This window comes from Ralstonia sp. 22111 (assembly GCF_052045895.1).
Classification (GTDB): domain Bacteria; phylum Pseudomonadota; class Gammaproteobacteria; order Burkholderiales; family Burkholderiaceae; genus Ralstonia; species Ralstonia wenshanensis.
This window is the reverse complement of sequence record NZ_JBQEPR010000004.1, coordinates 419,303-445,126: the sequence shown is the minus strand read 5'-3', so window position 1 is coordinate 445,126 and position 25,824 is coordinate 419,303. Positions and strand designations below refer to the sequence as shown.

General features: G+C 63.2%; 23 protein-coding genes and 1 pseudogene. 11 read left to right on the top strand and 13 right to left on the bottom strand.

The genetic code is table 11. The features are described from left to right. Positions 1-169 precede the first annotated feature (169 nt). Positions 170-1,030, bottom strand: a complete 861-nt coding sequence (locus tag ACTJK4_RS13885) for an alpha/beta hydrolase (protein ID WP_260803139.1) — start codon at positions 1,028-1,030, stop codon at positions 170-172. Between the two features lie 162 nt (positions 1,031-1,192). Between ACTJK4_RS13885 and ACTJK4_RS13880 the strand changes: the two are divergent. Beyond that, positions 1,193-1,399: pseudogene (locus tag ACTJK4_RS13880) on the top strand (carbonic anhydrase); the annotation flags it as partial. Positions 1,400-1,460: 61 nt separating this feature from the next. Here the strand turns inward: ACTJK4_RS13880 and ACTJK4_RS13875 are convergent. From ACTJK4_RS13875 to ACTJK4_RS13865, 3 genes are all read right to left on the bottom strand, one after another. After that, entirely contained in the window at positions 1,461-2,393 is a 933-nt protein-coding gene (locus ACTJK4_RS13875; RefSeq protein WP_322018498.1) for a TIGR01777 family oxidoreductase, read from the bottom strand. Positions 2,394-2,442: 49 nt separating this feature from the next. Next, positions 2,443-3,984, bottom strand: a complete 1,542-nt coding sequence (locus ACTJK4_RS13870) for a cryptochrome/photolyase family protein (protein ID WP_433868195.1) — start codon at positions 3,982-3,984, stop codon at positions 2,443-2,445. Between the two features lie 77 nt (positions 3,985-4,061). Beyond that, positions 4,062-4,658, bottom strand: coding sequence for a lipocalin family protein (locus ACTJK4_RS13865; protein WP_316871612.1), 597 nt, complete (start codon positions 4,656-4,658; stop codon positions 4,062-4,064). A 410-nt stretch (positions 4,659-5,068) separates the two neighbouring features. On the opposite strand from ACTJK4_RS13865, the gene ACTJK4_RS13860 reads away from it, so the two are divergent. Beyond that, positions 5,069-5,548 (top strand): chalcone isomerase family protein, encoded by a 480-nt coding sequence (locus ACTJK4_RS13860; protein ID WP_260803145.1) that lies wholly within the window; start codon positions 5,069-5,071, stop codon positions 5,546-5,548. A gap of 11 nt (positions 5,549-5,559) precedes the next feature. Here ACTJK4_RS13860 and ACTJK4_RS13855 read toward each other — a convergent pair whose 3' ends face one another. Next, positions 5,560-6,192, bottom strand: a complete 633-nt coding sequence (locus tag ACTJK4_RS13855) for a lipocalin family protein (RefSeq protein ID WP_232039247.1) — start codon at positions 6,190-6,192, stop codon at positions 5,560-5,562. Between ACTJK4_RS13855 and ACTJK4_RS13850 the strand changes: the two genes are divergently transcribed. Continuing rightward, entirely contained in the window at positions 6,181-6,711 is a 531-nt protein-coding gene (locus ACTJK4_RS13850; protein ID WP_433868196.1) for a DUF2878 domain-containing protein, read from the top strand. The two genes, ACTJK4_RS13855 and ACTJK4_RS13850, sit on opposite strands and share 12 nt — an antisense overlap. A 23-nt stretch (positions 6,712-6,734) precedes the next feature. On the opposite strand, the gene ACTJK4_RS13845 is transcribed toward ACTJK4_RS13850, so the two are convergent. The 8 genes from ACTJK4_RS13845 to ACTJK4_RS13810 all read right to left on the bottom strand — a co-directional run bounded on the left by ACTJK4_RS13845 (position 6,735) and on the right by ACTJK4_RS13810 (position 16,231). Continuing rightward, complete coding sequence (locus ACTJK4_RS13845; RefSeq protein WP_433868197.1) at positions 6,735-7,835, bottom strand: SAM-dependent methyltransferase; 1,101 nt, start codon at positions 7,833-7,835, stop codon at positions 6,735-6,737. Between the two features lie 31 nt (positions 7,836-7,866). Next, on the bottom strand, positions 7,867-8,643 hold the full coding sequence (locus tag ACTJK4_RS13840; RefSeq protein ID WP_260803149.1) for a DUF1295 domain-containing protein: 777 nt from the start codon (positions 8,641-8,643) through the stop codon (positions 7,867-7,869). A 2-nt stretch (positions 8,644-8,645) separates the two neighbouring features. Continuing rightward, entirely contained in the window at positions 8,646-9,845 is a 1,200-nt protein-coding gene (locus ACTJK4_RS13835; protein WP_433868198.1) for a class I SAM-dependent methyltransferase, read from the bottom strand. After that, a complete protein-coding gene (locus ACTJK4_RS13830; RefSeq protein ID WP_433868199.1) occupies positions 9,842-10,609 on the bottom strand; it encodes a DUF1365 domain-containing protein in 768 nt (255 codons plus the stop codon). Before ACTJK4_RS13830 ends, ACTJK4_RS13835 begins: the two co-directional genes overlap by 4 nt. Beyond that, positions 10,606-11,901, bottom strand: a complete 1,296-nt coding sequence (locus tag ACTJK4_RS13825; RefSeq protein ID WP_433868200.1) for an NAD(P)/FAD-dependent oxidoreductase — start codon at positions 11,899-11,901, stop codon at positions 10,606-10,608. The genes ACTJK4_RS13830 and ACTJK4_RS13825 overlap by 4 nt, the downstream gene beginning before the upstream one ends. Positions 11,902-11,929: 28 nt before the next feature. Next, positions 11,930-12,658: a GTP cyclohydrolase I gene (folE, locus tag ACTJK4_RS13820; protein WP_232039240.1), complete on the bottom strand. Its 729-nt coding sequence runs from the start codon at positions 12,656-12,658 to the stop codon at positions 11,930-11,932. Positions 12,659-12,756: 98 nt separating this feature from the next. Next, entirely contained in the window at positions 12,757-13,731 is a 975-nt protein-coding gene (locus ACTJK4_RS13815; RefSeq protein WP_316871626.1) for a MerR family transcriptional regulator, read from the bottom strand. Positions 13,732-13,939: 208 nt separating this feature from the next. After that, positions 13,940-16,231, bottom strand: coding sequence for a LamG-like jellyroll fold domain-containing protein (locus tag ACTJK4_RS13810; RefSeq protein WP_433868202.1), 2,292 nt, complete (start codon positions 16,229-16,231; stop codon positions 13,940-13,942). A 674-nt stretch (positions 16,232-16,905) separates the two neighbouring features. Here ACTJK4_RS13810 and ACTJK4_RS13805 point away from each other — a divergent pair. The 8 genes from ACTJK4_RS13805 to ACTJK4_RS13770 all read left to right on the top strand — a co-directional run bounded on the left by ACTJK4_RS13805 (position 16,906) and on the right by ACTJK4_RS13770 (position 25,823). Further along, positions 16,906-18,921 carry a glycoside hydrolase family 28 protein gene (locus ACTJK4_RS13805; RefSeq protein ID WP_433868203.1) on the top strand — a complete coding sequence of 672 codons (2,016 nt, stop codon included), beginning with the start codon at positions 16,906-16,908 and terminating at the stop codon, positions 18,919-18,921. Between the two features lie 79 nt (positions 18,922-19,000). After that, positions 19,001-19,993 carry a TRAP transporter substrate-binding protein gene (locus tag ACTJK4_RS13800; RefSeq protein ID WP_232039236.1) on the top strand — a complete coding sequence of 331 codons (993 nt, stop codon included), beginning with the start codon at positions 19,001-19,003 and terminating at the stop codon, positions 19,991-19,993. 134 nt (positions 19,994-20,127) lie between these two features. After that, positions 20,128-20,616, top strand: a complete 489-nt coding sequence (locus ACTJK4_RS13795; RefSeq protein ID WP_440818155.1) for a TRAP transporter small permease — start codon at positions 20,128-20,130, stop codon at positions 20,614-20,616. A 6-nt stretch (positions 20,617-20,622) separates the two neighbouring features. Next, positions 20,623-21,975: a TRAP transporter large permease gene (locus ACTJK4_RS13790; RefSeq protein WP_440818154.1), complete on the top strand. Its 1,353-nt coding sequence runs from the start codon at positions 20,623-20,625 to the stop codon at positions 21,973-21,975. Between the two features lie 59 nt (positions 21,976-22,034). Then, entirely contained in the window at positions 22,035-23,243 is a 1,209-nt protein-coding gene (locus tag ACTJK4_RS13785; RefSeq protein ID WP_024979305.1) for a porin, read from the top strand. A gap of 226 nt (positions 23,244-23,469) precedes the next feature. Continuing rightward, entirely contained in the window at positions 23,470-24,123 is a 654-nt protein-coding gene (locus ACTJK4_RS13780) for a GntR family transcriptional regulator (protein WP_024979306.1), read from the top strand. A 246-nt stretch (positions 24,124-24,369) separates the two neighbouring features. Continuing rightward, on the top strand, positions 24,370-25,233 hold the full coding sequence (locus ACTJK4_RS13775) for a hypothetical protein (protein WP_440818153.1): 864 nt from the start codon (positions 24,370-24,372) through the stop codon (positions 25,231-25,233). A gap of 158 nt (positions 25,234-25,391) precedes the next feature. Beyond that, positions 25,392-25,823 (top strand): YciI family protein, encoded by a 432-nt coding sequence (locus ACTJK4_RS13770; protein WP_232039232.1) that lies wholly within the window; start codon positions 25,392-25,394, stop codon positions 25,821-25,823. The last annotated feature ends 1 nt before the right edge of the window (position 25,824 follow it).

Sequence of the window (25,824 nt, the reverse complement as noted above, 5' to 3'; positions counted from 1 at the left end):
GACAGCGCAGCTTGATCGGCCCGACCGAGTATATGGATGACGGGCCCGCAATCAACATGTGACATAGCCGGCCGGGCGCGAATTTTCAACGCATCCCCGATTCAATCAGCGGGGCACACCGTTGAAGATGCAATTCGCGCCTAATCATGTGCAGCTGCGCCGCGCGCGCTCAGGCAGTGGCCACGAAGCGCGCCATATCTGACAGCACAGGCCCCAGAAACTGCAGCGGCGAAGCCAGCGCTGCCACGAGTGTCTTATGGTCCAGCTGCGGATAGACCTTGAGTTCCACCGGGTGCCGATACTGCCTCAGGCGTTCGGCAAGCGAGAACGTATTTCGCCGGACATCAACGTACGCATCGTGCTCCCCCGTGAGCAGCAAAGCTGGAGGCAGCCACCCCTGGCTTACATGGAACAGCGGCTGGCTATCCGCTGTTTCGTTCGGATGATTGAACACGGGCAACACATCGGTTGCTTGAATCGGAAGGAAGTTGTAGGGGCCGGCCATACCGATCCAGCCCGATAGCGTTTCGATGCGCAGACCCTGCGCTTCGAGCCAGCGACCATCGGTCGCCACCATCGCAGCGTTGTAGGCGCCCGCGCTATGCCCGGCGACGAACAAGCGCGAGCCGGCATGGCCCTGCCGATCCAGCCACCGCCGCGCGAAAGCCGTGGCGGCTGCGCAGTCCAGCAGGAAGTCGGGGTAGCGCACTTCCGGATACAGCCGGTAGTCGGCAACCATCGCAATCGCCCCAGTTGCGGCCAATGCTTCACCCACGAATGCGTAGTCCTTGCGGTCTCCCTCGCGCCACGACCCGCCGTAGAAGAACACAACCGCACGGGGCGGCCCTTCCATCGGCCGGACGGGTCGATAGATATCCAATCTCTGGCGCGGGTGTGGACCGTAGGCCAGACCCAGCGTCGGCACGCTTGCGTCGGACTTGGTCACTGCGTTGAGCACGTCCAGGGCGGAACACCCTGCGAGGCTCGCCAACGCAGTTGCCATCCATGCTCGGCGGGTTACGCCACGCATCGACTTCCTCCTTGCAGCCAAAAAAATTCCGGGCAAACGCACGGGTAGCGGTCAATGCCGCCCATGCTCGATGAGATATGAATCAAGTGCAGGCACATACAGGTTGAGGTCAAGACAGAGCGCTGGAAAATATACGCACACCCGTGCGCGTTGGATGCAATGTCCAGGATGGTTCGCGAAAACGTGATCGCACAGCCAGCCAACCTGCGCACGCACCCATCTGTGGCACTGATGCTCAAGCAGGGCCGTATGAATCTGTACGGCGGGGTGTATGACATCGAAACGGGCGGCATCGATGCGCTCGGTGGCGCAACACGCCGCTTTGCGGGGTTGGCCGAATCCCCCATCCCCCGACGAAGACAGCCCAGAGCTCTCGGGCACGGGTCGGTAGGCGGCTATGCGCTGCGGGCGCAATGCCTTCCTCTGCAGGTCATTCTGCGGGGCGCCGGGTAGCGGGATGTTTCTCGCGCCCCAACAGGCAACCCAATGCCGCTTCCAGATGCGGAAAGCGAAATCGATAGCCGGCCTCCATCGCTTTCTTGGGTTGCAAGTGCTGGCTGCCCAGCAGCAACACTGACATTTCGCCTAGCGCCATGCGCAATGTCCACGCGGGAACAGACAAGAGCATCGGCCGGCGCAGCGTAGTCGCCAGCGTGCCGGCAAAGTCCGCATTTCTGACAAGATGCGGCGCACATGCATTGAAGGCGCCGCGGCAATCGGTGCGATGCAAGAGGAAATCGATCAGGCCGACCACGTCGTCAAGATGGATCCACGGCATCCACTGCTGGCCACTGCCGAGCCGTCCGCCAAGTCCCATGCTGAACGGCAGACGCAGCCTCGGCAACATGCCGCCGTCACGCGCCAGCACGGGCGCCGTGCGCAGAAATACGACGCGCATACCCAGCCCCTCCGCGCGGCGGGCTTCGTCTTCCCATGCGACGCAGAGTTGACTGCCAAAGTCGTGCTCGCCCGGGTGGCTGTCTTCATCCAGGGGCGCCTGCCCTCGATCTCCATACCAACCGGTGGCGGATCCGGAAATAAGCACGCGAGGCCGTTGCTCGCAACGGCTCAGCCAATCCACGAGCTCCCGTGTCAGGTCGACCCGGCTGCGCCATAGAACCTTCCGCCGCTGAACCGTCCATGGGCGATCGGCAATCGGTGCGCCGGCCAGATTGATGACCGCATCAAACGGCGGGGCGCCATCCAGCTCACGCAGCGTTGCCACACCGTGTGCACCCGCGCACAACCTAGCTACCCGTTCAGGCGAGCGGCTCCAGACAACCAGATCGTGGCCCTGCGCACGCCACTGGCGGCAAAGCGCACGCCCGATCAATCCGGTGCCGCCAGTCAACAAGATGCGCACGATGGTTGGTCTCCTGATTGCAGTTGCGCCGCGCAGGCCGTCGCATCCGTCATAACGTTTCGAGCCGCGCTCGCACTTGGGCTGCACGCGTGCGCAGGGCATCGCGCTCCTCGGCTTCCATCTTGGCGAGTTGCCGATACACCATGGACAGGCGCGGATTGCGGCCGAACACGTCAATATGGCGTGCGAAGAAATCCCAGTACAACGCGTTGTAAGGGCAGGCGCGCTCTCCGACACGCTGCTTGCTGTCGTAGTGGCAGCCCTTGCAGTAGTCGCTCATGCGCGAAAGGTATGCGGCACTGCTGACATACGGCTTGGTGGCAATGCGACCGCCGTCTGCCCACTGGCTCATTCCCACCGTATTCGGCAGCTCCACCCATTCGAATGCGTCGATGTACACACCGAGATACCAGCGGTGGACCTCGTCGGGTGAGAGCCCCGCCAGCAAGGCGAAGTTGCCGATCACCATGAGGCGCTGAATGTGATGGGCGTGGGCCGTTTGCAGCGACTGGCCAATCGCCAGTTGCAGGCAGCGCATCTGCGTCTTTCCGCTCCAGAACCACGAGGGCAACGGCGCATCATGATTCAGCACGTTGCACGACGCGTATCCGGGCATCTGCGCCCAATAGATGCCGCGTACATATTCCCTCCAGCCCAGTATCTGGCGAACGAACCCCTCCACTGCAGGCAACGGCGCCCTGCCATGCCGATACGCTGCCTCTGCGCGGGCGATCACCTCGCGCGGATTCAGCATCTTCACGTTGAGGGAAAACGACAGCAGCGAGTGGAATAGCCGCTGGTGGCTGCTGCTCATGGCGTCTTCAAAATCGCCAAAATGCGGCAGCGTCTGTTCGATAAATGCGTCAAGGCAAGCCAGCGCTTCCGTACGGTTCACGGGCCACCGAAACTCACCGGCCTGCGGGTCGCCGAACAACTTCACACCGCAGCGTTCCACCGTGAGCCACAACGCCTGGTGGTCATGTACGGGGCGCGCGTCGGCAGGTTCGGGGGGCGTGCCGCGCCATGGCTTGCGGTTGTCATGATCAAAATTCCATTGCCCGCTTTCCGGCCCGCCCGTGTCGTCGAGCAGCACGTTGAAGCGGCGGCGCATCTCACGATAGAACCGCTCCATCAGCCACTGCTTGCGGCCTGCAAACATGGTGGCCAGATCATGCCTGCCCGTGAGGAAGTGTTCTGTGTCGACTTCGCACGTGGATAGCGGCTGCGTTTGGGCCCATTCGCGCAACTGCGCATCCAAGCGCCACTCATCGGGGGATTGCCACTCCACGCGTTCGGCACCGTAGTGCCTGGCCAATGCGGCAAGATTCTCGGTCAGGGACTGGCGGTTGCTTTCATCGTCGATCGCCACATAGCGCACCCGGTGGCCGCCGGCTCGCAGCCCTTGTGCAAAATCGCGCATGGCTGCAAAGATGGCGAGGATCTTCTGCGCGTGATGCAGCACGTAATCGGTTTCTTGCCGCACCTCCATCAGCACGTAGATCACCTCGTGATCCACACGCGCAAACCACGAATGCTGCGGGTTGAGCTGATCGCCCAGCACCAGCCGGATCGTCTTTGCGCTCTGGTTCATGTCATTGCCCGCCGGAACATGGCGCCACGGTCTTGCGCTGCGTGCTCGCTCTTGGTGTGGTGCATGCGCCCTCGCCGCTACTTGGACGGATCCTGCCGCTCGTGTGACACGGAGATCAGCGCGGACGTGTCAATGCCCAGCGCACGCGCACGCGCAAAGATCGCGTCACGCTGTGCGGGGTCGAGATGCTTGTCGCGTGTCAGCACCCAGCAGTAGCTGCGGTCCGGCCCGACAACCAGGGCCCAGCGATAGCCTGGATCGAGTGCCGCCACGTGGTAGCCGCCGTAGAACGGACCGAAGAATGACACCTTCAGCGAGCCGGTATCGTGGTCGCCCACGAAGAGCGCCTTGCCAACCGCCTCACGCCATTCACCCTTGGCAGGGTCAAAGCCACGATTGACCACGCGAACGCTGCCATCGGGCTGCGGCTGGTACGTGGCCGAGACATCGGTCAAGCCTCGCTCAAAAGAATGATCGAGCCTGGCCTGCTCGTACCAGCGCCCCTGGTAGCGTTGAAGATCGAACGGCGTGACGGCCGTGATGCCTTCTGGCGGGCTCGTTGGCGCACAACCTGCCAGGAATGCCCCTGCAAGCAGCGGAGCCAGCCAGTGCAGGCGCGCACGCACTGTGGACAATGCTGCCGCCCGCAGAACAACGCCGATCTGCTTGAACATGCCCCCGCCATGCAGCCCTGCGCGCTTCGCGAATTGAAATGCAGTTGTCAACGCATCTGCCATTCGAGTCCCCTTAGAGTGAATGCCGCTACTTGTGACATGAAACGCTGCGCAGCGCTGCCCGTCAACGAAATGCAGCAGAACAAGCGGCTCATTTCCGCCAATGAACATGCTTTGAGTTGGCATGCCAGCTCACGCAGCCGCAATCCCGGTGGTGCTCAGCAATGTCAATCGTGAGCAGGATTTGCATCAAGAAAACTTGGTGCGAGCGTTTCCGTGTCATACGCTGCGTCAGTAGACTTTGGAAGCCGACAGTCCGCCGCTTGACCCACCTGTAAGCATGCCCTCGCGATATGCCAGCCCAACGCATTCACGCCGTCCGAGCCCTGATCCTCACGCTTTGCACGCTCATGAGCGTTGGAGCGTGGGCCGACTGCCGCGACACGGTGCCCGCGCCGCAACTCTCCGGCAAGGGCGCGCTGTGCCTTTTCGGATTCTGCCTCTACGATGCACAACTATGGACCGCAGAACTCCCGCCCAGCTATAACGCGCCCTTTGCCTTGGAGGTGACGTATCGGCGCGCGATCGAACGCAGCCGCCTCATCGAGACCGCCATTGACGAGATCCGCAGACTCCAGGCGCCCGTCCCGTCCGATGACACCCTCGCGCAATGGCAGCGTGCAATGACCCCCGCCTTCCCCGATGTCAGGCCGGGCGACACCTTGTGCGGCGTGTATTTGCCCGGGCGCGGTGCACGCTTCTACGCCAATGGACAATTGACGACCGAGGTGGACGATCCGGCCTTCGCGCGTGCCTTCTTCGATATCTGGCTGGCACCCGGCACGCGCGCTCCGTCCCTGCGTCGTCATCTTCTGGGCAAGTCACGTTGACGCACGCAAGGCTAGTTGGCATCTCCCGGCGATTGGAAGCCCGGTTGCCCAATCTGGCTCGGCACTTGCGGCACACGCCGGAAACGCGAAATGTCATATCCCATCGCGTCGAAACGGCTCAGTGCTGCGCGATAGTCGGCATCGCTCATGTTGGGGTCGCGCGAGAACACCCAGCCAAGGCTCTTGTCTGGATAGCCGAGCAGCGTCACCCGGTATTCCGGATCGACATACAGCGTCAGTTGCGACACGTAGATCGGCCAGAACAAACGCACGCGCCACTCGCCACCGCCGCTGCCCTCTACCACCGAATCAACGAACTGCATGCGTTTGAAGGGGGCGTCGAAACTGCCCGGCCGGTAGACATAGGCGTCGTCAATACGGCCATCGGGCCGCAGGGACCATTCGGCATAGCTGCCGACATTGCCGCGCTCACCAAAGTACGGAATGTTGGCGATGACATACCAGCGCCCCATGTAGCGCGGCAGATCAACCGGTACCGTCTTCAGCGGCACGGCAGCCCGTGGGTTGGGATTCGGGGGTGGGCTGGAGCAGGCGGCACTGGCGATGGCCAGCGTGAATACCGCCAAACGACGTGCCCAACCTGACAGGGTGAGCCAACGGTGGCCTCTTTGATGCGTTCTCATCGTGCTCTCCTCTATACGGTAGCCGGACAAGCCGGCTGGTTTGTCTGCGTGCTGAGTGCCGCGCGCGATGCCGCGTGGGTCGGCATCGTTTTTGTCGCGGTACTGCTGGCGCTTCATCTGCGGCAAGCCCACCGGCCATACCAGGAACTGCGGCTCGTGATGTGGGTGGTGGTGCTCGCGGCGCCGTGGGAAACCCTGCTGATACGCACCGGTGTCATCGTCTATCCGCACGGGGCCGTGTGGGCCGGGTTCGTACCGCCCTGGCTGCTGGCGCTGTGGGTGCTGTTCGCGATCCAAGTGAATGTCCTCTTTCGTTGGCTGCGCGGCAGGTGGTGGCTGGCCATGGCGCTGGGTGCTATTGCCGGCCCTCTGTCGTTTCGTGCGGGAGCGGCACTTGGAGCGGCGCTCATTCCCGATCTGACCGCCACGCTGGGCGTGTTGGCCATCGGGTGGGCGGTATGGATGCCGCTCCTGGTATGGATGGGCGAGCGCAGCGACGGAACCGGCAGCCTGCCCTGACGGCCACGGCGGCCGGCGTTCAGCTAGCGCTTGACGAACCGGTAATGCGCCACGCCCCACTCGTTGCCGCCGGCATAGCCGAACAAGGTCGACACCGCCAGATAGAACATGCGCCACCGCTGAAACCACACGGCGGCCTGGCGCTCGCCATAGGTCTGCACGAACACCGGCATCAACCTGCCACGGGCCGCGTCAAGATTGGCCAGCCAATGGTCCGCCGTGCGCGCGTAGTGCGCGCCACTGACCCACCACTGCCGCGCCACGCGCAGGTCTTCCTGGAAATGCAGCAGCAGCGCTTCGGATGGCATGGTGCCGCCGGTGAAGAAGTACTTCGACATCCAGTCGGTGCCGTCCTGCACCTGAAAGTGATACGCCAGCGTGCGATGCGCAAAGATGTGCACGAACAGCACCGCATCCGGTCGCATCCAGCGAGCAATCTTGCCCAGCAACAGGCCGTAGTTCTTCATGTGCTCGAACATTTCGATCGACACGACGCGGTCAAAGCGACCACCTGCGGGCATGTCTGCAAAATCGAAATCGACGATGTTCCCGGTGTGCACGCTGAGGTTCGTCAACCCGCGCTCCGCAGCCCGGGCCTCGATCCAGCTGCGCTGACCGCGCGAATTGGACAACGCCACAATGCGTGCGTTTGGATAGCGCTTGGCCATCCACAGCGACAGCGATCCCCATCCGCAGCCCAGGTCCAGAATGCACTGCCCGTCGGCCAGGCTGGCGCGTTCGGCATAGCAGGCAAACATGGCCTCTTCCGCCTCGGCCAGCGTTTCATTGCCGCTCGGGTATAGCGCGCAGGAATACTTCAACTGCGGCCCCAGATGGGCCTCGAAGAATGCGGGTGGCAATTCATAGTGCTGCGTGTTGGCCGCCTCTGTCTCAATTGCGATGGGGCTGCCGTGCAACTCATCCAGTAGCGCGTTGAAGCGCCGTGAACGCAGTTCCCCGTCATGAAGGCCTTCATCTTGCAAACGCTGGCGCATCAGGGCGCGCATGCCGGCACGCACCAGCACATCCGGCAGCAATCCGCGCTCGCAGCATTGGATAAGCCAGCCGTCGCTGGCGTCGGCCGCGGCCTGCGGCGGTATGGTCGGCGTGGACAGCGCAGTCATGTGAGGCTCCTTGGGTCTGTATGTCTGTACATCAGTGGCGCGGCGGCCAGGGAATCAACACGCTCGTTGTGCGGGCGTATTCGGCATAGTCGTCGCGCGTGGCACGCATATGGGCTTCGAGCATGGGAACGCCCGAGACCTTCACGAGCAGCCATGCCATGGCCACCGGCGGCAACAGCGTGAGCCATGCCCACGGCGTGCCGATCGCCAAGGGCACGTAGGCCAGCCAGTGCACGCATTCAAAGAAATAGTTCGGGTGCCGCGAATAGCGCCACAGCCCCACCCGGCAGGTCTTGCCCCGGTTTGCCGGGTCCGCCGCAAAGCTGCGCAGTTGCCTGTCGGCCAGGGCTTCGCCGGTTACCGCCATCAGCCACAGGGCCACAGCGGCCGCCATGGCAAGCGCACTCGGTGAATCCAGCCGGTAACTCGGCACGGCAAACGCGATCGACAGGAACATCGATACCGCCGCCTGCAATTGGAAGAAGCCAAACATGTTTCGCGGTGCGGCAGTGCCCCACTCCTCGCGCAGTTTCCGGTAGCGCGCGTCTTCCGGCTTGCCCGCATTGCGGCGCCACAAGTGCCAGCCAAGGCGCGCGCCCCACACTGCGCCGCCTACCCCGACCAACACGCGCGCGAGCAACGACCCCGCACCCAACCACGCGTAAAGCAATGCCACCATGCCCAGCGAAAACGCCCAGACCGGGTCGACCATGCCGGCGTTCCCACTGCGCAACTGCCACGCCCATACGGCGCTGAACACGGCCACCAGGAACACCAGCGCAACGAGTGCGACGCCGATCGCCGACATGGTCACTCCCGCTCCAGCAGAAACTGCGACACGCCGATCCGGCCCTCGTCAAAGCCGGCCTCGCAATACGCGAAGTACAGGCGCCAGATGCGGATGAAGGGCTCGTCGAATCCGAGTGCACGCGCAGATTCCAACCGGGCTTCGAAACGCTGGCTCCAGCGGCGCAGCGTCTCTGCGTAGTCGCGGCCGAAGTCGAGGCGGTCGACCAGTCGCAAGCCGTGCTGCTCCGCCAGCCTGATAAAGCGCTCGCGGCTGGGCAACATGCCGCCCGGGAAGATGAACTGCTGGATGAAATCGGTGCCGGCGCGGTACCGCTCGAAGTGCGCCTCGTCGATGGTGATGCTCTGCACCAGGGCCCGCCCGCCATGGCGCAAGCAGCGCACCAGCGTCTGAAAGTAGGTCGACCAATAAGATTCGCCTACCGCCTCGAACATCTCGATGGAGGCAATGGCATCGTAAGCACCGTCTAGGTCTCGGTAGTCGCGCAGTTCAACGCGGGCGCGTGGCTCGTCGGCCAGGCGCTCGGCCGTGTAGCGGCGCTGTTCTTCCGAGAGCGTGATGCCGTGAACATGGGCACCGCGCGCGCAGGCCATTTCCATCAGGCCGCCCCATCCGCAGCCGATTTCCAGCACATCCATGCCGGGCCCCACCCTGAGCAGATCGCACACGCGCCGGTACTTGGCGGCCTGGGCGTCTGCCAACCCCTGCCGCAGGTTGCCGTTGAACCATGCAGACGAATATGCCATGCCTTCGTCCAACCACAGCCGATAGAAATCGTTGCCGATGTCGTAATGCAAGTGGATGTTGCGGCGACTGCCGCGACGGCTGTTCCTGCGCAGCAGGTGGCGCAAGCGAAGGACGGAACGCGCCAGCGCATGACCGAAGATCGCCTGATCAAGCGTGGCGGCATTGACGATGGCCAGGCGCAGCAGGTTGGCGAGGTTGCCCGTGTCGATCCATCCGTCACGATAGGCCTCGGCAAACCCCACATCGCCGCTGCGCAGGATGCGCCCGCACGCGCGCCAGTCGGTAATGCGCAGCTCGGCCGACAGCGGCGACGCGGCATCGCCGATCTGCACATCGCCGTCGGGCGTGACAAGATGAAGGAAGCCGTGCCGCAGCCGACCGGCCAGTGCCAGGAACAGCCGGCCGGCCGCAGGAACATGAGGCGGCACCCAGGCCAGGGAGCGCGAGGCTGTCATCGGGAATTCTCCGGAGAAGTTCTGTCGTGGGCACCACGGCCAAAGAACGGCACGCCCTTGGCCCACAAGCGCAGGGCCTGCCAATGGATGCGACCGATAACCTGCAGCGCAAGCAACGGCTGCCGCAGCAACGCACGGCGCAGGTGAGCCGCATCAAACGGCTGCAGCCATCCGCCGATGGCGGTATGCAGCAAGAGACCGTCTTGGTCGTGGTAATCGATGCGCACCAGCGCGGTTGCCGCCGTCTCGGTAAAGCGGAACCGATAACCGCCCTCGACCCTGCAGAAGGGCGAGACATGCAACTGCTTGCGGCACGTCAGCACGGTCTGTGCGTCGATGGCCCCGCCGTCCTGCGCGCACAGCAGGTAGCGGTGGTGCTGCCCGAAGGTGTTGTTGACCTCAGCCAGCACGGCGCGCAGCGTGCCGGCCGCGTCGTGGCAATACCAGAACGAGACGGGATTGAACATCCAGCCGGCAATGCGCGGAAAGGTCTGCAACCAGACCTCGCCATCGTCAGGCAAACCCGCGCTGCTCAGCACGCCACGTATCCAGGCGAGCAGATCCGTGCCGTCCCGCGGGCCATAGTCACGCACGCGCAACGACAGCGGCCGCAAGCAGTCCACGCCAAACCACGCGCCCGTCAGTCGCCCCAGCGCCGAGAGCTTCACGCGCACGGCAAACACCGGGTAGACAAAGCGGTTGGCCACCGGCCGCAGGCGGCGGTGCATGACCTGACCGACGAGAAGCTGCGCGTCGCCGTTCATGGCGCCACCTGTGCCCAGGCGGGGGCGCAGCCAAAATCCGCCACCGCGCGCAGGGCAGACTTCAGCCCGTCTTCATGGAAGCCGTACCCCGTCCAGGCGCCTGCAAACCAGGTGTGGCCGCGACCTTGCAGCTCCGGCAAGCGGGCCTGCGCATCGATGGCGGGTTGATCGAACACCGGGTGCTCATATTCGAAGCGCTGATACTCCAGCTCGGGCGCGGGCGGTTCGGACGGATTCAAGGTCACGACCACCGGCGTCGACACCGGCAGCGGTTGCAACTGGTTCAGCAGATAGCTGACGCACGGCGCCGCGCCCGTTGTGCCCGCCCGCGAGGCATCGAGATAATTCCACGCCGACCACACGCGCCGCCGACGCGGAAGCAGGCGGGTATCGCGGTGCAGGAAGGCAGTGTTGGGCTGATAACGGAAGGCGCCCAGCACGGCGCGCTCGTCGTCCGTGGGATCGTCGAGCAGACGCAGCGTCTGGGGCGCGTGCGTGGCAAGCACGACGGCGTCATAGCGCTCGCTGCCGGAATCGGTCCGCACGTCGACGTGGTCCGCCGCACGGTGGATGCCGCGTACCGGCGTGCCGACGCGCACGTCTGCCAGCCCGCGCGCAATCGTGTGGACATAGCTGCGTGCCCCGCCTTTGACGGTGCGCCAACGCGGCCGGTTGAAAATCTGCAGCAAGCCGTGGTTCAGGCAAAACCGCAGAAAGGTTTCCGCCGGAAATGCCAGGATGTCGCGGCTGGGCGTGGACCAGATTGCCGCCGCCATCGGCAACAGGTAATGCGCACAGAACGGCTCGCCATAGCGACCGGCGGCAAGCAGCGCGCCCAGGCTGTGGCGCTCGTTGCGCGCCGCCGCCAGATTGGCGTGGGCTTGCCGGTTGAAGCGCAGGATGTCGCCCAGCATCGACAGAAACCGCGCCGACACCAAGTTGCGCGGCTGGGCAAAGACCGTACCCAGGCTGGTGCCGGCCCATTCCAGCGCCCCGCCGTCAACCGACACGCTGAACGACATGTCGCTCTCGCAATGGGCAACGCCAAGCTCGTCAAACAGCGCGATGAGGTTGGGATACGTGCGCGCGTTGAAGACCAGAAAGCCGGTGTCGACACCGAAGACTTGCCCGCCTTCTTCAACATCGACTGTATTGGTATGCCCGCCAAGCCGAGGGGCGGCCTCGAACAGCGTCACGGCGTGCCGCTTCGCAAGAAAATGCGCAGCCGCGAGCCCCGAGATACCGGAGCCGACCACGGCAATGCGCTTTGCAGGAAACTGAAGAATGTTCAAGGCGATGCCTCTTAGGGTGGCTTGGCGCTCAATCGCCGGTGCGGCCGGGCAGCAGCGCAAGAAACTCGCGCCGCAAGCTGGGATCGGTCAGAAACACCCCGCGCATCACGCTGCTCACCATGCGCGACCCGTCGTCCTTCGTGCCGCGCCAGTGCATGCAGTAGTGTTCCGCCTCCAGCACGACCGCCAGACCATCGGGCGCCATGCGGTCTTCCAGCAAGTCGGCAATCTGCTTGATGGCTTCTTCCTGGATCTGGGGGCGGCTCATGACCCAGTCGATCAGCCGGGCGTACTTGGACAGCCCGATCAACTGGGAGTCTTTGTGCGGCATGACACCAACCCACGCACGCCCCATGACCGGGCACAGATGGTGAGAGCAGGCGCTGCGCACGCGCAACGGCCCCACCACCATGAGTTCGTTGAGCCGCTCCGCATTCGGAAACGCGGTCACTTCGGGGGCCTCGACGTAGCGCCCCGCAAATACCTCGCGCACGAACATCTTGGCGACGCGGCGAGCCGTCTCCCGGCTGTTGTGGTCTTGCTCGACATCGATGACCAGCGCACGCAGCACGGCTTGCAGGCGCTCCTCAACCTCGGCCTGCAGGAGATCCAGTTCACCATCGCGCAGGTAGGCCGCGATGTTGTCATTGGCGTGAAAGCGGTGGCCGGCGCTCATCAACCGCTCACGAATCCGGACAGAAAGCGGCACGCTGCCAGCCGCACCGGCAAACCCGGGCGGATCCAAAGTCAGTTTCATTGAAGTTGCTCCGAAAATTCGGCGGTGCTGTCGCTGCCCATGCCGCCTCAGGCAAGCTCCCGAGCGAGGCGGATGGGACGCATACGGTATATACGTGGCTAACCTGCTGGTGGATGCAGCGATTCCGCCCGGATTGCGAATTCCATGGCGTCTTCGAGCATCAACCGGGCGCGGTTGGCGACATCCCCGAGATAGCGGTGCAGTTGTTCATCAAGCGAAGACCGCACCGCACAGCCATCGCTGAAACGCTCGAATGCATCGAGCTGGCGAATCAGCCCGACAAGGTGCCGCGGGCACTCGCAGGCAAGCGTCTGCGAGGCGTTGGCAAAGATCTCCAGCTGCCGGTCTGTGAACCTGCGCGCATTGCGTCGCAACGGTTCGAGCTTTCCGTAGACCGCGTCCACGCGCACGAGCTGCGCCAGTTCTTGCAGAACCTGGTCAAGCTCACCGTGCGCATTGGGCTCCCGATACAGCCGCACGCCGGCCGCGCGCAGCATGTCGGTGGCGCGCACCGTGCCGAAGCTGTAGATCACCCCGACGGCGCTGGCACCGCACCGCCGCGCCAGCGCCAATAAGGCTTCCGCCGTTTCCGGATGCAGGGACGCGGCTTCGGCGATCAACGCATCTGTGCTCGGCGGTGACTCAAGCTGGGCCTCGGCGTCCAGCGCGGGCAATTCGATGACGGGCTCGATCCCAAGCGACACCAGCGTGCTTTTTCTGCGCCGGACGCGCTCCGCCAGCAACGTGCCACAGACGGAAAGCGAAATTGCGGCGGTGGCCGGCGCGAGCGCCGGTGCTTCAGCAGCGAGCGAGGCGTCCAGCAACTGCTGGAGCTCGGTGCTGTCTGCATGCGCAATGGCGCCGATCGCATGCCCCTGGTTGACGAGCGAGCGCAGAAGCGCAAGGCGCTTGACGTCCTCGCTCGAGTACAACCGCTGGCCGGACTGTGATTTGGTGGGCGAAATCACGCCATAGCGCTGCTCCCACACACGGAGCGTGGATACAGGCATCTTGGCCATGCGGGCGGCCGTTCCGCTTCGGTACATCGGCGCTGCGTTGTCTTCGTGTGGCACGTGCGTCTCCAAGCAAGCTGCTTTGCTGACATGAAACGCTGTGCCGCCGACATCGTCAATGAAATGAAGCGCAAAACGCGTGTCTTGCGCACAAATGAGTCGGAATTGAATCGCTATTCCGGTGTGGACGAACAGATCGCGCAGCGGCCACACCTGCGGGCTCCAGCCGCGCTCCCGCCAAACCGCTTCGGCGGGAGCCGCCCTCACGTTACGAAGCGCGTGCCGTCAACCACTGTGTTGGTTGCAGCGGGGCGCCGACAATCCGCATCTCCCCGAGACTGCCGAAGAAACCATTGCCCATGCTGCCACCGTACTGCGCGCAACCGATTGCCATCTGCTGGTTGCTCGCCACGTAGCGGATGCCGTCCATCCCGCTGTTGTTGCGCAGAATGGGCGCGCCTTCCACGTACATCGTCGTGCTGCCCTTTCCATCGTTGACGATGGCAACGTGCAGCCATTGCCCGGCCGAGACACCGCCGGACCAGCACGCCAGGTTCTCGGTTTTATCGGTCGGGATGACCTCCCACTGGAACTCCATCAGGTTGGAAAACGCGAACATCGCCATTGTGTCGCCCTGGTCGACATCGCCCGGCCATGACACGCCAGTGGCTGCGCTGCGCGCGCCAAGCCGGTAGAGAATGCCCATCCACGCGTTGTTCTGCGCGGTCCAGGCCGAGTCGATCTTCACGAACGCCTCGATGGTGTAGCCGTTGGCAAACGTTTGTACGTTCAACGGCGAAGTCGGGTCTGTCGTGAAATACGAAGACCTCGTCTGGGTGGCGTTCTTGAACTGCAGGCTGCCCGGAGCGGAAGACAGCGGGTGATGATCCTTCGACCACACGAGGTCGCCGGGCTGACCACCCATCCACGTGTTGAGCGAAATGGGATTCGCGCCCGCCGTGGAATCGCCCGGCACGGAAACATCCTTGATCTGGAAGCCCGTCTGATACGGAGACAGCGCCTCGCCTTCGGCAGCGGACGTGTTGTAGAAGCGCCAGTGCGCCAGCGTGTTGGGCACCACGGGGTAGTCGCTCGGGCCGGACGCCGGCTTGCCCGCATCCTGCGGCGGATTGTGATAGTTCGCCAGGATCAGCCCCTTGGCGACATCCGTCAGGCTGCCCGGCACCGAGCCGGCTGCCGCCTTGAAGGCGGGGTTGAAGCCGGCAAAGCGCTTGGCAAAATCGATGTCGATCGAGAAGTTCTGGTTATCCGCGGTCAACCATGCCGAATCGAACTGATTCAGGCTCGCTTCCGGCTTGACAGGCACCCACGGCGAGAACGAACTGGCGATGATCTTGTTGTTCGTCAGATCGAATTCGTACAAGCGCATCAGGCCATTGCCGCCCATATACGCCATCTGATAATCGACGACCATGAAGATGACGTCGTTGCCGGCCGCATTCTTTTTCGTCATCTTGCACGACCCGTGGTAGTGACCAGATACGGCCATGAAAATCTGGTCGTTATTCTTGATCAGCTTGTCCCACAGGTAATTCGAATACGCCGTATCGGCTGCCGTAACAGCGTCCGGGCCAATGCCCGCAAGCTGGTGGCAAATCAGGATGACCGGAATGCCAGGGTTCTTTGCGATGACCCAGTTGGCCCACGCAATCGCATCGTCCGAAGCGCGCCACGACATCGACAGCACCAGGAACTGATTCCCTTCCGCGTTGAAGACGTGGTACTCGTGAAAGCCCGAGCCATGGCGGCCGCCGAAGGTTGGCTGCCGTTGTGCACGCGCGGTCGGAAACACCTTCAGATACGGCTCCACCAACCCTTGCCGGTGGCTGCCGCCGTCCTGGTATCCGTCGGTGTTGTCAAAGCCCGAGACGCCAACGCCCCAGTCAGGCCCCCATTGCATCGACGAGCCGATGGCGCCAACGTCGTGGTTGCCCGCGCAGATCGAATAGTTGCAGTTGGCCTTTTCCAGCACCTGCATCGCCTGGCTCGCCAGCTCCCACTCTTTGGTCACCGTGCCGTTGGTGAGTTGGCTATTGCTCAGCAGATCTGTGCTCGCACTCCACGGCGCCGAACCTTCAGACGTGTAATACCAGGACTGGTCGACAATATCGCCAAGGTGCGTGGTAAAAGCCAGTTTCAGCGCTTTTGCATTTTGGGCAATCCATTGCGTCTGCGCCTTGAATGGATTGTCGAATTGCGGATTGATCGTCGGATAATTCTTTTGATACAACCCGCCCATTTTTGCAGATGCATAGCGCGGATAAAATTGCGTATCCGGCAAGGCCGCCAGCGTAAACGACGACACCAGCTTTGGTGTCGTCGTTCCGGTACCCGGATCGCCCGCACTTGGCGGGGTGCCCGTTGAACCCGTTGAGGCGTCCGGCGAATCGCCGCCACCGCACCCGCTCAGCACGCCCGACAGGCCGACCGCCGTCGAAGCCAGCATCATGCGCAGCAATTGCCGGCGCTTCAGCTCAGGAACAGCGGCCAGATCATCCAGCGTCAGCTGCTGTTGATCGGCCCCACTTTTCATTGACATGGTTCTCTCCGTTACGTTTTAGGCTACCCAGAAGGCAAAGCGATTGCCGCCGCAATTCGCAGGGTTGGTCCAACGCTCGAAGGGAAATGAAGTGATGCCTGAAAAGCCGCAATTCTCATCGACACAGATCAACCGCACTGAGCCCCCGAGAAACAACATTCTCAAAAATCCTCAGATTGCGAATGCGTTCGATGCTCTTTTTATTGCCTGCGATTCATGAAATGAATCGGTCACATCGATTGGCACTCGCATGGTAGGAATGATGTGTGACAGGGGCGTTTCTTTAAGTCGTACACATTCAATCGCGATTGCATCAAATCGCAATTCGATACCCCGAAACAGAGAACCTGTTTGATGCTGTGCGGGGAAGGCCAATACCGCGCTGCCATGCGCTGCCCCGGCCCGCAGCAGCACCTACAGCGGGTGGCAGATGGACGATCCGTTGTCGCCCCGGGCATGTCTGCAGACGTTGCCATCGAGCCCAATGCGACGCCGCACCGAGCGGGTTACCTAGTTGTCGTCGCCCTCCGTACCCCGCTGGTGGGGATCGGGAAAACCCGCCCTTGACCTCTAATATATCAATCAATAAATTCTGATATATCAAAAGACGTGCCCGGATTCAGCAGCCTCCTGCCGGGTCGACACGTCAGACAAAAAACCGACGAGGAGACCCAATGACAGCGCCCTTCCGTAACCGGCGGCGGCAGGCATCTGATGCCCGCGCCCCGCACAGTCCGTCGCGACGTGCCTTTCTGAGTTACAGCGGTGCCGTGGTCGGGGGCGCGCTGGTGAGCGCCTGTGGCGGCAGCTCCGACGACGCCGCAGCACCGGTCGCCACCACGCCCACCGCACCTGTGCAAGCGGACCCGATCTGGGGCACGAACGGCTTGGCCACCACCATCATTTCGTCGCTGAAGGGCGTGGCGCAGAGTGCGTTCCCGGCAGTTGATTTCCAGGTCGAAGCGTATGGCGCGCAGCCGTGCAGCGTTGTCGCACAAACAAGCCCCTACACCGATCCGACCAAGTCGCCCGTCAGTTCAGGCGCCGGCGCAACGCAGGCGCCCGGCGCATTCGATTCGCGCCCGGCATTCCTGGCAGCCATTGCAGCATGCAACGCAGCCGGTGGCGGGCGCGTGGTGGTGCCGTCGGGCACGTGGTATTGCGCCGGGCCGATCGTGCTGCAGAGCAACGTCAACTTTCACCTCAGCGCCAACTGCACGATCTATTTCAGCGCCAATCCGGCCGACTACGCCAAGGATGGCCCGATCGATTGCGGCACCAACGGCAAGCTCTACTACAGCCGTTGGCAGGCCGACGATTGCCTGAATTACGGCTCGCCCATCTACGCACGCAACGCCAGCAACATTGCGCTGACGGGCGAAGGGGCGACCTCGGTGCTCAACGGCCAGGCCATGACACCGTTTGCCGGCACGGGCAACACCAGCACGTGCTGGTGGACTTTCAAGGGCACCAACGGCGCCTATGGCTGCGCCAGCTCCAGTACGCCGTCGCAGGCTTACAGCAACCCGAACAACGTCGACTTGCAGACCGCGGTGCCGGGTATTCCGAGCGCGCTGTATACGCTGCTCACCAATCCGGCAACGCCCTGGCAGCAAGACCAGAACTATCTGCCCGCGCTGTCCGAAGCCGGCGTGCCGGTTGAGAAGCGCATCTTCGGGCTCGGTCACTACTTGCGCCCCAGCATGGTGGAGTTCATCGGCTGCACCAACGTGCTGATGGAGAACTACCGCACGGTCAACACGCCGTTCTGGCAGCACCATCCGGTGCACTGCACGAACGTGGTCATCCGTGGCGTAACGGTCGACAGCATCGGGCCCAACAACGACGGCTTCGATCCCGACGCCTGCAGCAACGTGCTGTGCGAAAACGTCACGTTCAACACGGGCGACGACTGCATCGCCATCAAGTCGGGCAAGAACCTCGATACCGGCTACGGCCCGGCGCAAGACCACGTCATCCAGAACTGCACGATGAACAGCGGCCACGGCGGCATCACGTTGGGCAGCGAAATGGGCGGCGGCGTGCAAAACATCTATGCGCGCAACCTGGCGATGCTCAACCAGTTCTGGGCGACAAACTCGCTGAACATCGCCATCCGCATCAAGACGAACATGAACCGTGGCGGGTTCGTGAAGAATTTCTATGTCACCAACGTCAGCCTGCCCAACGGCGTGAACCTCACCGGTGCCGGTTACGGCAGCAAGATGCTGGCAGGCAGCCCGATCAACAGCACGGTGCCGCTGGGCGTGGTGACGGCGGCCGCAGCAAACCCGTCAGCTTCGCAAGGCGGGCTGATCACGTTCGACTGCGATTACCAGCCTGCAGCCGATGCCATTCGTACGCGGCCGGCACTGGTGCAGAACGTGAACATCTCCAACGTAACCGCCGGCAACGTCACCACCGGCGGCCTGACGGGCTCGTGCTTCCAGGCCATCGTTGCGCAGGGCCCCGTGGCGTTCGACTACAACGGCGCGCTGCCTGTGCCCACCGTTCCGCCCATCACTGGCGTGACGATCTCGAATTGCAACTTCGGCACGCCCACGGCGGCAGGCCCGGCAAGCGCCACTACGCCGGGGCCGATCTACGCCTACAACGTGCACGACATCACGCTGCAGAACGTCGTGATCGGTGGACAGACTTTCAACACCACCGTAACCGACGCCCGCTGAGCAACCCGCCTCCTTCGCGCTTGGCTGGTTCTGCTGGCCAGCGCCTTTTTATTCCGACCCTGCTGCCCACACATCCATCATGAAACGCCCTACCGCAATCGCTCGTACCTCCCTGCTGTTCGCCGCACTGCTGGCCGCCTTTGCAAGCGGCGCTGCGCAAGCGCGCACTTTCCGTGTTGCCGACGTGCACGGCGATACCTACCCCACCAACATGGCCGTCAAGTTCATGGGTGAGGAGATCAAGAAGGCCACTGACGGCAAGGACTCCGTCAAGGTGTTCGGCAACAGCGCGCTGGGCTCGGAGAAAGACACCATCGACCAAGTGCGCATCGGCGCCATCGACATGGTGCGCGCCAATGGCGCGGCCTTCAACGAGATCGTCCCGGAATCGGTGATCCCCTCGCTGCCCTTCCTGTTCCGCGACATCGACCATTTCCGCAAGGTGATGTACGGCCCGGTCGGCCAGAAGATCCTCGATGCGTTTGCCGCCAAGGGCTTTGTCGCCCTGACGTTCTATGAGAGCGGCGCGCGCTCGATCTATGCCAAGAAGGCCATCCACACGCCGGCCGACATGAAGGGCGTGAAGATCCGCGTGCAGCCGTCGGACCTGATGGTCGACGAGATCAAGGCCATGGGCGGCACACCCACGCCGATGCCGTTCAGCGAGGTCTACACCGGCCTGAAGACGGGCCTGGTGGATGCGGCGGAAAACAACATCCCGTCGTATGAAGAAACCAAGCACTTTGAAGTCGCGCAGATCTACTCCGAAACGCAGCATGCGATGACGCCGGAAGTGCTCGTCTTCTCCAAGAAAATCTGGGACACGCTGACGCCGCAGGAGCAAGCCGCAATCCGCAAGGCTGCTGCCGACTCCGTGCCGTACTACGTCAAGCTCTGGACCGCGCGCGAGCAGGCGGCCACGGCAACCGTGACCAAGGGCAACGCCACGATCGTGCCGGCTTCGCAGGTTGACCGTGCCGCCTTCGTCAAGGCAATGCAGCCGATCTGGACGAAGTACGAGACCACGCCGCAGATGAAGGACATCGTCAACGCAATCGTGGCCACCAAGTAAGCCTGCATCACCGCTCAAGCGCGGGGCCTGCGACTTTCCCGCAGGCCCCACGCCGGGCAGGCCCCCGATGTATGCCGTTGGTACACCGGCCCCGCCTGCCCACCTCCGATACCGCGCTCCCCTCCAGGTTCAGCATGCAATCGATGTCTTTACTCAAACGCATCAACGATGCGTTTGCGCTCGTGCTCACGCTTGTGGCGGCGTCATGCCTGGCCACGCTGACCGTGCTTGTCTTCTACGGCGTGATCATGCGCTACGTCTTCAACAACGCGCCGGATTTTGTGGAACCCATCGCGCTACTCATGGTGGTGGCCATTGCCATGTTCGGGGCCGCGCTCAAGGTGCGTGAAGGCGGCCATATCGGCCTCGATTCCTTTGTTGAACGCCTGCCCGCGGGCGGCAAGCGCGCCGCGCACGTGCTGCAGAAGCTGTGCCTGATCGCCTTTGCTGTAGTGATCTTCATTGGCTGCTTCGACATGGCCGAAACCACGTTTGGTGACCGCATCCCCATCCTCGGTTTGTCTGAAGCCGTTCGCTATTGGATTCCTCTCGTGGCGAGTGTCGCCATCGCCCTGTTCGCTCTCGAACGCCTGATCGGGCTGTTCGCGCAAGACGCAAGTTAAGTCACCATGGACCTCGCCATTCTCTCCGTCAGTTTTCTGGCGTTTCTTTTACTGGGCGTACCGGTTTCGTTCGCGCTCGGCCTGTCATGCGTGCTGACCTATCTGCACGAGGGTCTGCCGGCGGCCACCGCCATGCAGTCGATGATCTCGGGCATGAACGCGTTCTCGTTCCTGGCCGTGCCGTTCTTCATCCTGTCGGGCGAGCTGATGCTGCACGGCGGCATTGCAGACCGCATCCTGCGCTTCGCGCAAACACTGGTGGGGCACTTCCGCGGTGGCCTAGGCATGGCCAACGTGGTGGCTTGCACGCTGTTCGGTGGCGTCTCGGGCTCGCCCACCGCCGACACGTCCGCCATGGGCGGCGTGGTAATTCCGCTGATGAAGCGCGAGGGCTACAGCGCCGCCTACGCCGTCAACGTGACCACGCATGCGTCACTGGCCGGCGCGCTCATGCCGACTTCCACCAACATGATCATCTACGCCTTTGCGGCGCAGGGCATCGTGGGCTCGCTCAACGGCCAGCAGGTGAGCGGCGTGTCGATTGGCGACCTGCTGTTCTCGGGGCTGCTGCCGGTGCTTTGGGTCATGGGCTTCGTGCTGATCGCCGCCTACTGGCAAGCCAAGCGCTACGGTTTCCCGCGCCGCGCCGACGGCTCGACCGAGCTGCCGCCTTTCCCCGGCTGGTTTGCCGTGGCACGTGCCTTTGTGGGCGCAGTTCCGGGCCTGATGGTGATCGCACTGATCCTGGTGTGCGTGGCCATGGGCATTGCCACCGCCACCGAAGCCGCCGCCATCGCAGTCGCCTATTCGCTGTGCCTGACGGTGCTCGTCTATCGCTCCATGACGTGGGCCAAATTTCGCCGTGCGCTGGCCCACGCCGCCAAGACTACCGGCGTGGTGCTGCTGCTGATTGCCGTGTCGAACATGCTGCGCTTCCAGATGGCCTACCTGGAGATCCCGGACGCCATCGAGCAGATGCTCACGCAGACCAGCGCCGCACCGTGGCTGATGCTGCTCTACATCAACATCCTGCAGGTGTTCCTGGGCACGTTCGTCGACATGGCGGCGCACATTCTGATCACCACGCCGTTGTTCCTGCCCATGGCCATGCATTGCGGCGTCGGCCCCGTGCAGTTCGGGATCATGCTGCTGCTCAACTGCTCGCTGGGGCTGGTGCATCCGCCCATCGGCTCGGTGCAGTTTGTCGGCTGTGCCATCGGCGAAGTTTCCATCGGCGAGACCACCAAGATCGCCTGGCCCTACTACCTCGCCATCTTCACCGCCATCAACGTGGTCACGTACATGCCGTTCTTCTCGACCTGGCTGCCGAGCGTGATCAACGGGCACCCGGTGTACTGAAGCAACCCAACCAATAACCAACATGCAGCCACGGCTGCGACATCAAGGAAGGAGTCATCATGAAGAGCCAAGTCGCCATCGCGGCAGCGATCGCACTCACGGGGGGAATCGCCGGATCGGCGTACGCGCAAAGCAGCGTCACGCTGTACGGCAACATCGACGTGTCGGTCGGGTATCAGAGCAACCAGACCTCGGTCGGCTCCACGTCGAACGGCCATTCGGTCGTCAAGCAGAACAGCGGCATCTGGTCGGGCAGCCGCTTCGGCTTCAAGGGCAACGAAGACCTGGGCGGTGGCAACAGCGCGCAGTTCGTACTTGAAGAAGGCTTTAATGGCGACACGGGCTCGCAATCGGTCTCGGGGCTGATGTTCAACCGCCAGGCCTTCGTCGGTCTGGCCAACCGCGAGCTGGGCACCGTTACGCTGGGCCGCCAGTACACGGCGTACTTCTCGATCCTGGCCCCGTACAGCCCGATCAACTGGCTGACCGGCTTTTACGGTGCGCACCCGGGCGACATCGACTCGCTCGACACCAACTACCGCGTCAACAACTCCGTGGTCTATACCTCGCCCACACTGGGCGGCGTGACCTTCAGCGGCTCCTACGGCATGGGCGAAACGCCGGGCAGCGTGGGCAACGGTTCGACCTGGAGCTTTGCCGCGCGCTATGCCAATGGCCCGGTCGGCGTGGGTGCCGGCTTCATGCGCGTGAACAACTCGACGGTGGGTGGCGGTGCCTGGGGCGCGAACTCGGCGCTGTCCAACAACGGCAGCCAGCCGGCCGTGTCCGCCATCAACGCGGGCTACCAACTGGCGGCGGCGCAACAGCGCTTTGCCGTGCTCGGTTCGTACACGTTCTCGCCGGCATGGGACGTGTCGGTGTCGTACTCCAACGTGCAGTACATCCCCGGCGTGAACTCCAAGTTCGCCAGCGAGGCGATCTTCAACACCGGCGGCGCCGTCCTGCACTACAAGGCCACCCCGACGCTTGACCTGGCGGCCGGCTATTCGTACACGCGCGCCACCAAGGCCAACGGCATTGCGGACGCGGCGACATATCACCAGTTCAACCTGTCGCAGTACTACAGCTTCTCCAAGCGCACGGGCCTGTACCTGCTGGAGGCGTATCAGAAAGCCAAGGGTAAGACGATCTCCCCCACGGGGGGCATCATCGATGCCACGGCGTCCATCGGCGATGGCCAGAACGGCGCGCCCTCGGCAACCGGGTCGCAACTTACCGTGGCTGTCGGCATGATTCACCGGTTCTGACCGGTTTGAACGCCCGTCACGGTGTCCGCCCGGACGCTGTGACCGGGTTCACCTCAGTTCAAGTGCGCGGAGTTTGCCGCTATCATGGTGCCCGCGCTGCCCTTGGTCTCTGACCGCATCGACACCTCAGGCCGCGCCGTTGCGATCCCTTCCACTTCCTCCCGAACTCGTTGCGAGCTGTATGACTTCGCGCCCTTTCCCCTCGCCCCCTGAGGACGAGGCCACCATGACCGCCGCCCGACGCGTGTATCTGAAGCTGCGCGAGCGGATTGTCGAGATGGAACTGCTACCCGGAACGCGCATCGTCGAGAAGGATCTCGCAGAAGAATTTGGCACCAGCCGTACCCCCGTTCATGAGGCCGTCCAGCGGTTGGCCGAGGAAGGGCTGATCGATGTCCAGGCCCGTGTCGGGACGTTCGTGTCGCGCATTCCGCTCAACACGCTGGAAGAAGCCATGCTCGTGCGTGGCGCGCTGGAAGTCGCCATCATCGAGAAGGCTGCCGAGCGCATGACGCCCGAAGGCATCCACAAGCTGAACGTCGTGCTCGAACGGCAAGCGCAATGCGTGCGCGAGAGCAACCGGCGCGGCTTCTTCCGCACCGACGAAGCCTTTCACGCCACGCTGGCCGAGCTGTCCGGCTACCCCGGCGTCTGGCAGATCATCCTGGAAGTCAAAACGCAGATCGACCGCTACCGGCTGCTGACGCTCCCGCTCGAGGGCCGCATGACTGAAGTCCTGGCCGAGCACCGCGCGGTGATCGACGCCCTCGCCTCCAACAATCCGAAACGCGCCGTGCGCGCCATGCGTGAGCACCTGGACCATGTGCTGCCGGTGCTGGAAATTACCCGCCGGCTGCGTCCGGAGTACTTCACCATCTAGGCAGGTTCGGGCGAGTGGCCGCTTCGGGCTGGGCGGCCGCTTGGTCAACCATGTCGATGCACGGCCTTCGCCAGCCTGCACCACCGTAAGCGGCTTCGGCGCCGACGCGTGGAACATCGGGAATTTACATTCCCGAATCGATCTGCCGAATTCACCTTTCGTTCGACCTTGGCTCGCTGTTAATCCTCGATTCACATGCGCAGTGGATCATGTCGGACCGACTCGCTCCCCATGCAACGCCACTCCATGCCGAATTCCACTTCCGTGAATCCTTTGCCGAGCACCCTGCGCAGTGCCGTATTGGCACTCAGCCTGGCACTCTCGTTGCCAGCGTTGGCGCAAACAAACGCCCTGCGGGTGGCCTCCGATGTAAAGGACATCCGCATCAAGGCGCTGGACGTGCTGCCCAAGGCCAATGGCAGCAAGAGCGACCGCGATGACTGCCCCCAGGCCGTCATGAAGCCCGTGTCGGCACCAGCCAGGCAGGTAGCGGCACAAGGCTGGGCGGTGATGGCCGATGTGCCGCTTGGCTCGGCATCTTCCGGCACGTATCGCGCCATCAGTTTTGCGGGCCGCCTGGAAGCCGGTACCAGCGCAACCTGCAACATCACGCAAGGCAATGTGGCCGTGTTCGACAACGACAAGCTCGTCGCGCTGGCCTACGGCAAATCCGCCGAAGACACCGCCATCGGCACTCTTACTGCGCTCGAAGGCGGCGCCGTGCGCGTGTGGGACGGCGACATGGTTGCGTCGCCGGTCGGTGACTTGCGTGTCGACGCTGATGGCACGGTGCGCCTGGGCAAAATTGCCGACGAAGATGCCGTCTGCCATGGCCGCGCCAAGGTGCCGACAATCTATGGCATGCCGATCGACAAAGTCCGCAAGGCACTTGCCGCCAAGGGCTGGAAACCGGTACGAGGCGGCCCCAACGGTGAGCCGCGCCAGAGCGCCCTGGTCAAGCAGGGCCTGGTGGAAACCGAAAACTGTGCGGGCACCGGCCTCGCCTACTGCGACTTCAGCTACACCAGCCCCGCAGGCAAGCTGACCGTGACCACAGCGGGGGAGGACGACCCGCCGCACGTTGTCGATTACGAGGTCAAATGCCGTTGAACGGCAGTGGCGCGCTCTTCAAGCATTGGCACCGTTACATCTTGTTACATTTTCGCTTGCCAGGTCTGTCGATTCCGCCCACCCTTCATTCGACGTGCAAGTAGAGGCGCGAACATCATCCGTCGCCTCCAACCCAATCGAACCGAAGGAGAAGCACCATGCGATTCATGATTCTGCGTCTGGCCGACAAAGACACCGAAGCCGCCGTCATGCCGAGCGAAGAACTGCTCACCGCCATGGGCAAGTACATGGAAGACTTGGCCAAGGCAGGCGTGCTGCTGGGCGGCGAAGGGCTGCATCCCAGCTCGCGCGGCGCACGCGTGGAATTCAAGCATGGCAAGCCAACCGTGATCGATGGCCCGTTTGCCGAAGCGAAGGAGCTGATCGCCGGCTACACCATGTTGCAGGTCAAGTCGGAAGAAGAAGCACTGGAGTGGGTCAAGCGCTGGCCCGCACTGGATGCCGGCGGCAACGTGCGGCTGGAAATCCGGCGCGTGTTTGAAGCGGAAGATTTTGGTGCGGAGTTCACACCCGAAGCCCGCGAGCGCGAAGACCGCCTGCGCGCAGAACTGGCGGCCAGGCAGCAATAAG

Bases quoted from the DNA above. Each gene is read 5' to 3' on its own strand.
- ACTJK4_RS13855 (WP_232039247.1), bottom strand. From the start codon at position 6,192: ATGAGAACGCATCAAAGAGGCCACCGTTGGCTCACCCTGTCAGGTTGG.
- ACTJK4_RS13850 (WP_433868196.1), top strand. From the start codon at position 6,181: ATGCGTTCTCATCGTGCTCTCCTCTATACGGTAGCCGGACAAGCCGGC.
- ACTJK4_RS13870 (WP_433868195.1), bottom strand. From the start codon at position 3,984: ATGAACCAGAGCGCAAAGACGATCCGGCTGGTGCTGGGCGATCAGCTC.
- ACTJK4_RS13785 (WP_024979305.1), top strand. From the start codon at position 22,035: ATGAAGAGCCAAGTCGCCATCGCGGCAGCGATCGCACTCACGGGGGGA.
- ACTJK4_RS13860 (WP_260803145.1), top strand. From the start codon at position 5,069: ATGAGCGTTGGAGCGTGGGCCGACTGCCGCGACACGGTGCCCGCGCCG.
- ACTJK4_RS13835 (WP_433868198.1), bottom strand. From the start codon at position 9,845: ATGACAGCCTCGCGCTCCCTGGCCTGGGTGCCGCCTCATGTTCCTGCG.
- folE (WP_232039240.1), bottom strand. From the start codon at position 12,658: ATGAAACTGACTTTGGATCCGCCCGGGTTTGCCGGTGCGGCTGGCAGC.
- ACTJK4_RS13865 (WP_316871612.1), bottom strand. From the start codon at position 4,658: ATGTTCAAGCAGATCGGCGTTGTTCTGCGGGCGGCAGCATTGTCCACA.
- ACTJK4_RS13885 (WP_260803139.1), bottom strand. From the start codon at position 1,030: ATGCGTGGCGTAACCCGCCGAGCATGGATGGCAACTGCGTTGGCGAGC.
- ACTJK4_RS13805 (WP_433868203.1), top strand. From the start codon at position 16,906: ATGACAGCGCCCTTCCGTAACCGGCGGCGGCAGGCATCTGATGCCCGC.
- ACTJK4_RS13790 (WP_440818154.1), top strand. From the start codon at position 20,623: ATGGACCTCGCCATTCTCTCCGTCAGTTTTCTGGCGTTTCTTTTACTG.
- ACTJK4_RS13780 (WP_024979306.1), top strand. From the start codon at position 23,470: ATGACCGCCGCCCGACGCGTGTATCTGAAGCTGCGCGAGCGGATTGTC.
- ACTJK4_RS13800 (WP_232039236.1), top strand. From the start codon at position 19,001: ATGAAACGCCCTACCGCAATCGCTCGTACCTCCCTGCTGTTCGCCGCA.
- ACTJK4_RS13840 (WP_260803149.1), bottom strand. From the start codon at position 8,643: ATGTCGGCGATCGGCGTCGCACTCGTTGCGCTGGTGTTCCTGGTGGCC.
- ACTJK4_RS13775 (WP_440818153.1), top strand. From the start codon at position 24,370: ATGCCGAATTCCACTTCCGTGAATCCTTTGCCGAGCACCCTGCGCAGT.
- ACTJK4_RS13830 (WP_433868199.1), bottom strand. From the start codon at position 10,609: ATGAACGGCGACGCGCAGCTTCTCGTCGGTCAGGTCATGCACCGCCGC.
- ACTJK4_RS13810 (WP_433868202.1), bottom strand. From the start codon at position 16,231: ATGTCAATGAAAAGTGGGGCCGATCAACAGCAGCTGACGCTGGATGAT.
- ACTJK4_RS13795 (WP_440818155.1), top strand. From the start codon at position 20,128: ATGCAATCGATGTCTTTACTCAAACGCATCAACGATGCGTTTGCGCTC.
- ACTJK4_RS13770 (WP_232039232.1), top strand. From the start codon at position 25,392: ATGCGATTCATGATTCTGCGTCTGGCCGACAAAGACACCGAAGCCGCC.
- ACTJK4_RS13845 (WP_433868197.1), bottom strand. From the start codon at position 7,835: ATGACTGCGCTGTCCACGCCGACCATACCGCCGCAGGCCGCGGCCGAC.